Here is a 13,198-nt window from a genome sequence, read left to right as displayed (position 1 = left end):
AAATAAAGATGAAGTTCTGCATCATGAGTTTCTGCTTTGAGGATATCAAAGTGTTCAACTAAAAATTCAGGAAGTAACAATTTAAGAAGTTCTTGATCGCTTAGCATTAGGCAAAGATAAAACTACTTAACATTCCCCCCAACTTTTGAGCCTGAGCCAGTAAGAGTGGATAGCGGGATAAAGCTCCTGAAAACATGATCTGCGTTTGAGAAAACAAGTTGTTATAAAGCGTATATATTTTTATATGGTGTTACTTGTTGATTTGGCTAACTAGCAATATATTTGAATTAGAATTAAACCAGTGTATATGTGCAGATACGCAGGAAAAACATATAAATCTCATTTTGTATGTTTCAGATGTAGAAAATCTTTTAAGCAGACTCATTCTTCTGATATTTTAGAAAGGATCAGAAAAGATAAAAATTTTCATAAGATTAGCAGGGTCAATATTCGAAATGTCTCACCAATTTTTGTAAAAAAAGAGCAAGATCAGTTAGAAAAAGTAATTTCAGAAATAGAAAACCGTGAGATAAAATGTCCTGAATGTTCAAGTTTGATGGCAGATTTAGGACTGGATTTTAAAGCACCAAAGAAAAGCGCTGCTAAAGAATGGAAAATTGTTGAAAGTCTTTACAGGATCGGGAAAGTTTTCCATTCTTGTGGTTGTGAAGGGCCAGGTTATATTCCGCAAAATCTAAAAGATTATGAAGAATATTTAATCGATAGGTTGGAAATGTATAAGAATTATCAGAGTGTTTATCAAAATTCATTTGAAGAGGATTTTTCTGATAAGATGGAAAGAGTCATTTATTGGTCTCAAAAAATAATTCGATTACAAGATGAAATTCTTCGTTATGGATTTGACTTTCGTTGATTTCATTACAAATCCGTATGAATTTCTGAATGCCAAATAAGTCTCTTACAATTAATAATTCTTCTCAGATTTTTAAAATTTTTTTTAAAAATATTGTCAATGAAAATTATTTATCGTAATATTGCGATATAGTTTAAATATGGGAGCTACAAAAACAGATTTTTTTACAGATGAACAAAACAGAATTGCTACCATTGCAAAAGCTTTAGGGCATCCTGCGAGAATCGCTATCATTGAATATTTGCTGAAGGTAAATGAGTGCATCTGCGGAGATATTGTCAATGAGCTTCCTTTGGCACAGCCTACAGTTTCCCAACATCTGAAGGAATTAAAAAATGCCGGACTCATCAAAGGAAATATTGAAGGAAATTCTATCTGTTACTGTATTGATGAGAATGCATTTGAGGTACTGAATGTATTTTTTTCAAAAGTAATTTCTACTGTTAAAAAGCAAAAGTGCTGTTAAATTTTTTTGTCTTCAATTATCGTAATATTGCGATATTGTAATATATGATTAATTATAATTTTTTAAACAATTAAAAAGAAAAATATGACCCTTGAACAGATCAAAAATATCCTTCCAACGTTGGATAATGTTGAATTTCAGTTGGAAAACGGAACTTTTGTACCGGAACATTTTCATGTAACAGAAATAGGGATGGTAAGCAAAAATTTTATCGATTGTGGTGGAACCATCAGAAAAGAAGAAAAAGTTAATTTTCAGCTTTGGAATGCAGAAGATGATGAGCATCGTCTGAAGCCGGGGAAACTTCTTCATATTATTCAGCTTTCGGAAGAGAAACTGGGCATTAAAGATTTAGAGATTGAAGTGGAATATCAGGATACAACGATTGGTAAGTATGACCTTGAATTTAATGGAAAACATTTTATCCTTAAAAATAAAAAGACTGCCTGTCTTGCGCAGGATTCATGTGGAATTCCGCAGGAAAAGGAAAAATTAAGTCTGAAAGAGCTTGGCCATAAAACATCTCAATGCGCTCCGAACTCGGGATGCTGTTAATTTAAAGTAACTGTATGAATCCGAAATTATCTGTTTACCTAGAAAAAGTTCTTCAGCAAAAAATCAGCGAAGAGCGAAAGGTGGTTTTAAAAAGTCTCACGGACTATATTCAGCAAAAAACGGGAGAGAATAAAGAGGTGCGCCTCAATTTTATCTGTACACACAATTCGCGCAGAAGCCATTTGTCGCAGATTTGGGCACAGGTTGCAGCACATTATTATGAAATTCCGAATGTACAATGTTATTCGGGAGGAACGGAAGTTACCGAACTGTTTCCGAAAATTGCAGAAACTTTATCTGATGCAGGTTTTGAGGTCTGGAAATTAAGTGAAACTAAAAATCCTGTATATGCCATAAAATTTGATGAAAATACATTGCCTTTGATTGGTTTTTCCAAAAAATACGATGATCCGTTTAATCCTGAACGTAGTTTTGCCGCTGTAATGACCTGTTCTTCTGCCGATGAAGGCTGCCCGTTTATTCTCGGAGCCGAAAAAAGAGTTCCGCTTACTTTCGAAGATCCTAAAGTTTCGGATAACACTCCCCAACAAACTGAGGTTTATGAAAAAAGAAGTCTGGAGATTGCTTCAGAAATGTTTTATGTATTTTCTCAAATAGATTGTAGATGAATCCTAAATTAAAGTTTTTAGATAGATATTTAACGCTCTGGATCTTTCTGGCAATGATTGTCGGCGTTTCTTTGGGTTACTTTTTTCCTGAAATTTCCCGAGTTACGCAATCTGTTTCTTCGGGAACTACAAATATTCCTTTGGCTGTCGGATTAATTCTCATGATGTATCCTCCTTTGGCAAAAGTAGATTACAGTCTCCTTCCACAGGCTTTTAAAGATAAAAAAGTAATCTCAGTTTCTCTGTTTTTAAACTGGATTGTGGGACCTGTTTTAATGTTTGTTCTGGCAGTAATTTTTCTTAAAAACGAACCGGATTACATGATCGGTCTTATCCTGATTGGTTTGGCAAGATGTATTGCCATGGTAATTGTCTGGAACGATCTCGCAAGGGGAAATCGCGAATATGCTGCTCTTTTGGTGGCATTGAACAGTGTTTTTCAGATTTTTTCCTACAGTTTTTTTGCGTGGCTTTTCATTAATGTGCTTCCTGAGAAATTAGGTCTTGGAAATTTCAGTATTTCCGTGCCAATGCGTGAAGTCACGGAAAGTGTACTGATCTATCTTGGAATTCCGTTTCTGGCCGGATTTTTATCTCGCTATCTTCTTATAACATTTAAAGGAAAAGACTGGTACAACAGGAAATTTATTCCGACAATTTCTCCGATTACTTTGTATGCTTTATTATTTACGATTGTGCTGATGTTCAGTCTTAAAGGAGATCAGATTCTGGAACTTCCGATGGATGTGGTGAAAGTGGCAGTTCCGCTGATTTTTTACTTTATTATTATGTTTTTTATCAGTTTTTTGATGAATAAAATGATGAAAGTTCCTTATGATAAGAATGTTGCAATTGCTTTTACAGCTACCGGAAATAATTTCGAACTGGCTATCGCGGTCAGTATTGCTGTTTTCGGAATTCATTCTGCACAGGCTTTTGTAGGAGTTATCGGTCCTTTGGTAGAAGTTCCCGTTCTTATTCTTCTGGTGAAGGCAAGTTTATATTTAAAACAAAAATAGAGTAATCTGTAGTTAAAAATCAGTTTTAAAATCATTATTCCGGATGCTGAAATCTCGGTGAAAATTTCGTACTTTTGGCATGAAAAATTTCTAAAACTAAAAGTAAAATGGACATTATTTTCGACCTGATTGAAAAAGAAAGACAAAGACAAACTCATGGCATTGAGATGATTGCATCGGAAAACTTTGTTTCTGATAATGTAATGAAAGCTATGGGAAGCGTATTGACTAATAAATATGCTGAAGGATATCCCGGAAAAAGATATTACGGAGGTTGTGAAGTCGTAGACGAGGTTGAAACTCTTGCAATCAGCAGAGCTAAAGAGCTTTTCGGTGTAGAGTATGCAAATGTTCAGCCCCATTCCGGATCTCAGGCGAATGCGGCAGTTTACTTGGCAGTTTTAAAACCCGGAGATAAAATAATGGGGATGGATCTTTCCATGGGAGGTCACCTTACGCACGGTTCTTCGGTTAATTTCTCAGGAATTCAGTATGATGTGGTTTCTTACGGAGTTCAGAAAGAAACAGGTCTTATTGATTACGATCAGATGAGAGAAGTGGCTTTAAGAGAAAAACCTAAAATGCTTATTGCCGGTTTCTCTGCATATTCAAGAGATCTGGATTATGCAAAATTCAGAGAAGTTGCAGACGAAATCGGAGCTACACTTTGGGCAGATATTGCTCATCCTGCCGGTTTGGTGGCAAAAGGTCTTTTAAATAATCCTTTTGAACACTGTCATGTGGTAACCACAACCACTCATAAAACGTTGAGAGGACCAAGAGGAGGGATGATCATGATGGGGAAAGATTTTGAAAATACGTATGGTCATAAAACGCCAAAAGGAGAAACTAAGATGATGAGTCAGGTTCTGGACGGAGCTGTTTTCCCGGGAATTCAGGGAGGTCCGCTGGAACACGTTATTGCGGGTAAAGCAGTTGCTTTCGGAGAAGCTTTGGACGATCAGTTCTTAACATACGCAAAGCAAGTTCAGGCTAATGCACAGGCTTTGGCAAAAGCAATGATCGACAGAGGGTTTGATATTGTAAGCGGTGGAACAGACAACCACTTAATGTTGGTAGATCTTAGAAATAAAAATGTAAACGGTAAGGAAACAGAGAAAGCTTTGGTTCTTGCAGACATTACCTGTAACAAAAATATGGTTCCTTTTGATGATAAATCACCATTCACCACTTCAGGAATCAGATTGGGTACTGCAGCGATCACTACAAGAGGATTGAAAGAAAATGATATGGATACCATTGCGGGATTGATTTCGGATGTGGTAGACAATATCAAAAATGAAGAAGTAATTTCTTCGGTAAGAAAAAAAGTAAATGAATTAATGGAAGGTAAAGCTTTATTCAACTATTAATTTTCAAAGAAATAAATAATAAAGAATGGGCTTTTGCTCATTCTTTTTTGTGTAAAAAATATATGGAGAAGAAGTCTTTCACTTTTGATGAGATTAAACTGAAACTGGTAAACTATTGTGTGTATCAGGATCGCTGTCATGCAGAAGTTGAGCAGAAAATGAGAGAATTTCTTTTAATTGATGAAGCGAAGGAAGAAATTATGCTTTATCTGATGAAAGAAAACTATCTGAATGAAGAACGGTTTGCGCGAAGCTACATCAGGGGTAAGTTTTACATCAAACACTGGGGAAAGACGAAAATTAAAATTCATCTGAAACAAAAACAGATTTCCGATAAATTAATCAGTATATGTTTTGATGAAATTCATGAGGATGATTATGAAAAAACGATCCGTAAAATTTATCAGGATTACTATGATAAGCAGAGTGGATTGAAGGAATATCAAAGAAAAGCAAAAACAATCAAATATTTAATAAGCAGAGGCTTTGAATATGAGAAAATAATTGATAATTTTGGAAATGCATAAATGATAAAATTGTTTTATTTTGAAAGAAGAACGAATCTGGCTTTCACCGCCGCATATGGGAGGGACGGAGCTGAAGTATATACATGAAGCATTCGATACCAACTGGATTTCTCAGTTTGGAAATAATATCGATGTTTTTGAGAAGAATCTCGAAGAATATTTGGGTGAAAATTCTTTTGTAACCGCTCTTTCATCCGGAACTGCTGCCATTCATTTAGCTTTACGACTGTTAAATGTAGAGCAGGGAGATTTTGTAATCTGCCAGTCCTTTACTTTTGTGGCATCGGTAAATCCTGTTTTGTATTTAAAAGCGATCCCCGTTCTTGTAGATAGTGAACCTTCCACATTGAATATTTGCCCTAATGCATTGGAAGATGCTGTAAAATATTGTTTGCAGAAAGGAAAAAAGCCCAAGGCAATTGTTGCAGTAAGTCTTTATGGAATGCCCTTTATGGTGGATGAAGTTCTGGAAATTTCAAAAAAATACGATATTCCCCTCATCGAAGATAGTGCAGAAGCTTTAGGGAGTAAATATAACAATCAGGCATGTGGAACTTTTGGTGACCTATCTATTATAAGTTTCAATGGAAATAAAATTATTACGACTTCTGGAGGAGGCATTCTTATTTCAAAGAATAAATCGGCTAAAGACAGAGCTCTTTATCTTGCAACACAGGCAAAGGAAAATAAGGATTTTTACAGTCATTCTGAAGTAGGCTATAATTATCGGATCAGCAATATACATGCAGGAATAGGAAGGGGACAGATGGAGGTTCTTGAAGAGAGGATCCAGTCAAGAAGAAAAAATCATATTTTCTATCAAGAATTATTTAATCGTTTTGATGATCTGAATTTATTTTCTGAGCCTTCTGAAAAGTTTTATTCAAATTATTGGTTAAATGTGATTTTAATTGATGGTTTACACTGGAATAAAGAAAATTTACGGAATATATTTTCAGAGAATAACATAGAAACCAGATACTTGTGGAAGCCAATGCATTTACAGTCGTTATACAAAGATTATATTTTTTTTGGAAATAATATTTCTGGCGCTTTTTTTGATAGAGGTCTTTGCCTTCCTTCTGGAAGTAACATAACAGAAAAGTGTAAAGAAAGAATTACCAGAACATTATATAATTATAGAAATTAAATTTGTTATTAATTCAAAAATCGATGAAATTTTATTGTAATTTTACGCGAAGATAAATGGGGTTGCTTTTTTACCCAACTTTAATTTTAAATTATATGAACACAAGTATAGACAATGTACGATTCTCTTAGAAAGAAAATTTTTGGAGGAGATAATGTTGTCAGTCTCTCTGATGTAAGATATTTGCCCAGATGGATAATATTAATAATTGATATTATTATTCTGGTAGTATCGTTATTTTTATCTACCTATATTATAGAAAAAATTACCCAGCGTGAATTTATCTATGATGATAAAAGTCTTGTATTTTTATCGATCATTGTTATAAATGCTTTATTTATGTATGTTTTTAAAACATATGCAGGAATTATAAGGCATTCTACTTTCACGGATCTGTTTAAACTTTTGACTTCATGCTTCTGTACAATGGTTACGGTAGCTACAATCAATATCTTTTATTTTTGGTTCACCGGCGGAAAATTTATTTTAACACCCTATCTGATATTGTATTTCATCATCTCGTTTATGGGATTGTTTCTTTTCAGATTATATGTGAAAGAATTTTTTCATATCGTAAGAGAATATAGAAGAAGTACACTTAAGAAGAGAATTCTTGTTTTAGGAATCGATGAACAATCTATTGCCATCGCGAGAGCTATTCTGGATAATCCGAGTCTTCCTTATCATGTCGTGGGCTTTTTAACCCAGAGAACAGATTCTAAAAGAGCATCGTTATTAGGAAAACCAATTCTTTCAAAAGAAAAAATTGAAAAACATTCGAAAGAAGAGCTTTTAGTAGACGGAGTGATCATTATAAAAGAAATGATGTCTAAAGATGAAATGAATTCCTGGGTAAATTTATTTCTGGAAAAAGATTTTAACATCTTTAAAGCCCCTTCTGTTCAGAAACTTAGAGACAGTGATCTTGGCGGTTCTATCAGAAATCTTCAGATTGAAGATTTATTAAACAGAAAACCTATTAAAATTGAAAGTGAAGATGTAAGAAGCAGACATTTTAACAAGACAATTTTAGTAACCGGCGGTGCAGGTTCTATCGGTAGTGAAATTGTTAGACAGGTTGCACAATTTAATCCTTCTCTTATCGTTGTATTAGATCAGGCTGAAACACCTCTGTATGATATTGAGCTTGAAATGAGAGAGAAATTTCCTCATATCACTTTTAAATTTGTATTGGCTGATGTTTCCAATAAGCATAGAATAGAACCATTGTTTCAAACCTATAATTTTTCTATGGTTTATCATGCTGCGGCGTATAAACATGTGCCTTTGGTTGAGGAAAATCCACACGAAGGAATTATAGTGAATGTATTAGGTTCAAGGATCATTGCAACGCTTTCCAGTAAATATAACGTGAACAGGTTCGTAATGGTATCAACAGATAAAGCTGTAAATCCTACGAATGTGATGGGTGCTTCTAAAAGAGCTGCGGAATTATTTGTTCAGTCTTTGCAGAATGTGGAAGGAAACAAAACCAAATTTATTACAACAAGGTTCGGAAATGTTTTAGGATCTAACGGATCGGTAATCCCTTATTTTAAAAAGCAAATTGAAGCAGGTGGTCCTGTTACGATTACGCATCCTGACATTGTAAGGTATTTTATGACGATTCCTGAGGCTTGCGAGCTTGTTCTTCAAGCCGGAACAATGGGACATGGCGGTGAAATTTTCGTTTTTGACATGGGAGAGCCTGTGAAAATTTTGGATCTTGCAAGAAGAATGATAAAATTATCCGGATTTGAGCCTAATATAGATATTAAAATTATTTATACAGGTTTAAGACCCGGAGAAAAATTATATGAAGAACTTTTGAGTGATGATGCAAAAACCTTGCCTACACACAATGAAAAGATTATGATCTCAAAAGATCCGAGCATGGCATTTTCAGAAATTGAATCCATGATAAATCTCGTTACAAGAGCTGCTGTCAAAAGAGATAAAGTAGAGGTTGTAAGAATTTTGAAAACCATTGTTCCGGAATTTAGAAGTAACAATTCTATTTACGAAATACTGGATAAATAGAAAAATAATAAATGTATATTTGTACAATTTTAAAATATGATGAAAGGTAAAATACTGGCTGTATTACTGGCAGTTACATTAGTTTCGTGCAAAACCAATCCCAACGCACACAACGATCTGAATTATATGCAGAATATAGAAAATGTTGCAATAGAAGCTTCTGCTAAAAATTCTCAAAATACAATTCAACCGGGAGATCAGCTTGTTATTCTTATTACGGCTAAAGATTTAGATGTTGTTAAACCATTTAATCAAAATTTCTCATCCTCAGAATTTGTTCAGAATAATACATTTGCCGGTGGAAATACACCGGGACAAGGATCAGCAAATGTTACGGGCCCCACTTATATTGTTGATTCAAATGGAGAAATAGATTTTCCAATTTTAGGAAAGCTCAGTACTACGAATAAAACTTTAGTTCAGTTAAAGGATGAACTAAGAAACAGAATGAAAGAATTTGTTATTGATCCTACAATTTCTGTAAGACTTACTAACTTTAAAATTTCAATCTTAGGAGAAGTAAACAGACAGGGCGATTATATTGTGACTAACGGACAGGCAACTATTCTAAATGCCTTAGCAATGGCTGGAGATCTCACTACCTATGGAAGAAGAGATGACATTCTGATAATAAGAACAGAAAATGGACAAATTACTCATGGAAGAGTAAATGTGCAGGATGCTAATCTTATTAATTCTCCTTACTATAATCTCAAGCAAGGGGATGCTATCATTGTATCTGCTAACAACACAAAAGATGTAATCTCCAAACAAAATCCAAATACACCTCTCATTTTATCTGCAATTTCTATCGGTGTAACAGCTATCGCAGTTGTGGTAGGTCTATTTAAGAAATAAAAATGATGGAACAACAAAATATTCACTCAACAGAAATTGAAACTGAACTGAATGTAAGAGATATAATTCAGCCTTATTTGAAACGTTGGATGTGGCTTATTGGTAGTGTTATAGTATCGGTAACTCTTGCATATCTATATCTCAAAAGACAAGTTCCTATTTTTGAAGTTGCCTCTACAGTACTTATTAAAGATTCTAAATCAAATAATGTTGGAACACAGGATTTTGCTGCCTTAAGAGATATTTCTGGTATCGGTAAAATAGGGAGTAATGGAGTTGAAAATGAAATGGAAATTTTCAAGTCTAAAAAACTTGTACGTGAAGTGGTAAAGACTTTAGGTCTTGAAACAAATATTTATAATGGAGATTTAAAACATGAAATTTATGGAGAGACATCTCCTGTAAGAGTTAGAATTGTACAGGAAAAAGATGTAAAAAGTAAAATTTCAAGAGTAGTAAATTTAAAGATAAATGGAAATCAGTTAAAACTTTCTTCGGAAGGCATACCTGCAATTAATACCACCTTCAACAAAGTTATTAGTTTGCCTTATGCTAATATAATGATTTTAAAAAATGAGAATTATAAATCTGATAAAAAATTAAATGATGTTATATTAGATATTTCTACGATTGATGACAGAACTGATGCTTATCAGGCTGCTTTAAATGTGGCATTGGTAAATAAAGATGCAACAGTTATTAAACTTGCTATGAATTATGCAGAGGTGGATAAAGCCAAAACAATTATCAATAAATTGGTTCAGGTTTATAATCAGGATGCAATTGAAGATAAAAATACAGAGTTTAGAAATACCGCTAAATTTATTGCTGAAAGGATAGAGCAAATCGGGAAGGATCTAGGTGATGTAGAAAATCAGAAAGAAAGATTCAAGCAAAGTAATCAGATATCTGACTTAGAAACTGAAGTGAAATTAGGGCTGCAGACAAATGCGGAAGCTAAAAGTAAAGAGTTGGAAATTAATGCACAGCTTGAACTGACCGATGCTTTGTTGGGATACGTGGGTAACCAGAATTCTTATCAGACGTTACCAAGTAATTTAGGATTAAACAATCCTAGTGCAACGACAAATATTTCTTCGTATAATCAGTTAGTTTTAGAAAGAAACAAACTTCTCCAAAGTGCTACACCGGAAAACCCGCTTGTTGTTGATATTACAAAGCAGATCAATAATATCAGAACTTCTGTTATTCAGAGTTTACAGAAAAATAAGACAGGTCTTCAGTTAGCTAAAAATGGTTTGTCATCCGAACAAAATAGTATTTCTGGTAAAATTTCTAAAGTTCCGGTTCAGGAGAAACTTTTCAGAAGCATTGAAAGGCAACAGCAGATAAAAGAATCACTATATCTTCTTTTATTACAAAAAAGAGAAGAAACTGCTATATCCATGGCAGTTACTGCCCCTAAAGCAAGAGTTGTTGATAAAGCTTTTGTAGGAATGAAAGTTGCGCCTAGAGGAATGGTAATTTTACTTTCCGGATTTTTAATAGGCTTTTTGATTCCAATTGCTATTATTTATCTTCAACAGTTATTCAATGATAAGGTAAAAACGAAACATGATCTTGAAAAATTAACGAACAGAAAACCAATCATTGGAGAAATTCCTAGTATGGAAAGAGGTCAGGAAGAATTGGTTAAGATGAATGATCTGTCTCCTATGGCAGAGTCTTTCAGAATCTTAATTACCAACATGAACTTCATGTTTCCTAAAAATATCAAAAAAGGGAGAACTGTATTTGTAACTTCTACGGTAAAGGGAGAAGGAAAAACACACGTTTCTGTAAATCTTGCTTTAACGATGGCAACTCCTAAAAAGAAGATCATTATCATCGGTTCGGATATAAGAAATCCTCAGTTACAAAGATATAATACGGCAAGAAAAGGTTTAGCAGGACTTACCGAGTTTTTATATGATGATCAGGTTTCTGTAGAAGATATTGTACACCAGAGTGCTTTTAATCCTTATCTGGATGTAATCTTCTCAGGAAGTATTCCTCCAAACCCGACAGAATTATTGTCTAATGGCAGATATGAAGACCTTCTTGCAGACCTTCAGGGAACTTATGATTATATTATTATTGATACGGCTCCGTTAATGCTCGTTACAGATACATTGTTAATTGCAAATATGGCAGATGTAACACTATATGTAACAAGATCAAGACATACTGAAAAATCTCTAATCGATTTTGCCAACAAACAGATAGAAGGACACAAAATAAAAAATGTTGCTTTTATATTAAATGATGTAAACAAAGAGTACTTTGCTTATGGAAATAAATATGGATACGGATATACGGCAACAGATGACAGAAGCTTTTTTGATAAGGTAAAAAGTATTTTTACTAAAAATGATGAAAACAAATAAAAATTATAAAATTGCCGTAATCGGTCAGGGTTATGTCGGGCTTCCATTAGCTTTAGAATTTTCAAAACACTTACCTGTTTATGGATTTGATATTAATAAGCTTAGAATTGAAGAACTGAAAAATGGTGAAGACCATACGTTAGAAGCCGATTCTCAGGAAATTAAAGAACTTTTGCAAACAGCTTCTGAAACCAATTTTAAAAAAGGATATGTTCCATCATATTCTCTTGATGAAATCTCCGAGGCAAATGTGTATATCGTAACCGTTCCTACACCGATAGATCGATTTAATTCTCCCGACCTTACCTTGTTGATAAAAGCAAGTGAAATGTTAGGAAGAATCCTTAAGAAAGATGATATCGTGATTTATGAATCTACTGTATATCCCGGATGTACGGAAGAAGAATGCATTCCGGTATTAGAAAAAGAATCTGGATTAAAACTAAATGATGATTTTTATGTAGGTTACTCACCTGAAAGAATTGTTCCCGGCGATAAGATAAATACTTTAGTAACGATTAAAAAAGTTACCTCAGGTTCTACACCGGAAATTGCTGAAGATATAGATAATTTGTATCAACTAATAATTAAAGCAGGAACCCATAAAGCGCCAAGTATTAAGGTCGCTGAAGCTTCAAAAGCAATTGAAAATGCTCAGCGGGATGTAAATATTTCCTTTGTAAACGAGTTAGCATTAATATTCGACAGGATTGGTATAGATACTCATGATGTTTTAGAAGCTGCCGGTACAAAATTTAATTTTTTAAAATATCGTCCCGGTTTAGTAGGAGGACACTGTATTTCTGTAGATCCTTATTATTTAGCTCATAAAGCAGGACAGCTTGGCTATCATCCTCAGGTAATTTTAAGCGGCAGAAGAGTAAATGATATGATGCCTGAATTTATTGCCGGAAAAGTTGTAAAACTGATGATCCGGAAAGGTATTCAGATTAAAAATGCAAATGCATTAATTTTAGGAATTACCTTTAAAGAAAATTGTCCGGATATCAGAAATACGAAAGTTGTAAACATCTATTCCGAGCTTAAACAATATGGTCTTAATGTAGATATTTATGATCCTTGGGCGGATAAAGAGGAAGTGAAATCTGAATATAATATAGAAACTCTTGAAAATATTATTAAAGATAAGAAATATGAGGTTGTTGTTTTAGCAGTTTCACATAACGAATTTAAAATGCTCGATATCGCTACATTAAAAGCTGATAATTCTGTGTTATTTGATGTGAAAGCATTTTTAGATAGAAATTCTGTTGATGCAAGGTTATAGAAGACTTACCAATATCTTAATAGTTTTTTATA

Annotated in this window: 12 protein-coding genes; all 12 read left to right on the top strand. The window is 33.8% G+C overall.

Annotated features, from left to right (window positions below):
- Positions 1-307 precede the first annotated feature (307 nt).
- Complete coding sequence (locus BW951_RS19005) at positions 308-874, top strand: hypothetical protein (protein WP_076395662.1); 567 nt, start codon at positions 308-310, stop codon at positions 872-874.
- A 139-nt stretch (positions 875-1,013) separates the two neighbouring features.
- Positions 1,014-1,340 carry an ArsR/SmtB family transcription factor gene (locus BW951_RS19000; RefSeq protein ID WP_076395660.1) on the top strand — a complete coding sequence of 109 codons (327 nt, stop codon included), beginning with the start codon at positions 1,014-1,016 and terminating at the stop codon, positions 1,338-1,340.
- An 84-nt stretch (positions 1,341-1,424) separates the two neighbouring features.
- Complete coding sequence (locus BW951_RS18995; protein WP_076395658.1) at positions 1,425-1,895, top strand: DUF6428 family protein; 471 nt, start codon at positions 1,425-1,427, stop codon at positions 1,893-1,895.
- 14 nt (positions 1,896-1,909) lie between these two features.
- Positions 1,910-2,524, top strand: a complete 615-nt coding sequence (locus BW951_RS18990) for an arsenate-mycothiol transferase ArsC (protein ID WP_076395656.1) — start codon at positions 1,910-1,912, stop codon at positions 2,522-2,524.
- Positions 2,521-3,543: an ACR3 family arsenite efflux transporter gene (gene arsB / locus BW951_RS18985; RefSeq protein ID WP_076395654.1), complete on the top strand. Its 1,023-nt coding sequence runs from the start codon at positions 2,521-2,523 to the stop codon at positions 3,541-3,543. Before BW951_RS18990 ends, arsB begins: the two co-directional genes overlap by 4 nt.
- A 107-nt stretch (positions 3,544-3,650) precedes the next feature.
- Positions 3,651-4,916: a serine hydroxymethyltransferase gene (glyA, locus tag BW951_RS18980; RefSeq protein ID WP_076395652.1), complete on the top strand. Its 1,266-nt coding sequence runs from the start codon at positions 3,651-3,653 to the stop codon at positions 4,914-4,916.
- Positions 4,917-4,978: 62 nt separating this feature from the next.
- Positions 4,979-5,443 carry a regulatory protein RecX gene (locus BW951_RS18975; protein ID WP_175608848.1) on the top strand — a complete coding sequence of 155 codons (465 nt, stop codon included), beginning with the start codon at positions 4,979-4,981 and terminating at the stop codon, positions 5,441-5,443.
- A 19-nt stretch (positions 5,444-5,462) separates the two neighbouring features.
- A complete protein-coding gene (locus tag BW951_RS18970) occupies positions 5,463-6,593 on the top strand; it encodes a DegT/DnrJ/EryC1/StrS family aminotransferase (RefSeq protein ID WP_228427570.1) in 1,131 nt (376 codons plus the stop codon).
- A gap of 114 nt (positions 6,594-6,707) precedes the next feature.
- Positions 6,708-8,633, top strand: coding sequence for a polysaccharide biosynthesis protein (locus BW951_RS18965; protein WP_076395648.1), 1,926 nt, complete (start codon positions 6,708-6,710; stop codon positions 8,631-8,633).
- 36 nt (positions 8,634-8,669) lie between these two features.
- Positions 8,670-9,491, top strand: coding sequence for a polysaccharide biosynthesis/export family protein (locus BW951_RS18960; RefSeq protein WP_228408134.1), 822 nt, complete (start codon positions 8,670-8,672; stop codon positions 9,489-9,491).
- Positions 9,492-9,493: 2 nt separating this feature from the next.
- Positions 9,494-11,878 (top strand): GumC family protein, encoded by a 2,385-nt coding sequence (locus BW951_RS18955; protein ID WP_076395644.1) that lies wholly within the window; start codon positions 9,494-9,496, stop codon positions 11,876-11,878.
- Complete coding sequence (locus BW951_RS18950; RefSeq protein WP_076395674.1) at positions 11,865-13,166, top strand: nucleotide sugar dehydrogenase; 1,302 nt, start codon at positions 11,865-11,867, stop codon at positions 13,164-13,166. Before BW951_RS18955 ends, BW951_RS18950 begins: the two co-directional genes overlap by 14 nt.
- The last annotated feature ends 32 nt before the right edge of the window (positions 13,167-13,198 follow it).

The sequence above is a fragment of the Chryseobacterium gambrini genome, assembly GCF_900156825.1.
GTDB classification, from domain to species: domain Bacteria; phylum Bacteroidota; class Bacteroidia; order Flavobacteriales; family Weeksellaceae; genus Chryseobacterium; species Chryseobacterium gambrini.
This window is presented reverse-complemented; position numbering and strand designations above follow the sequence as displayed.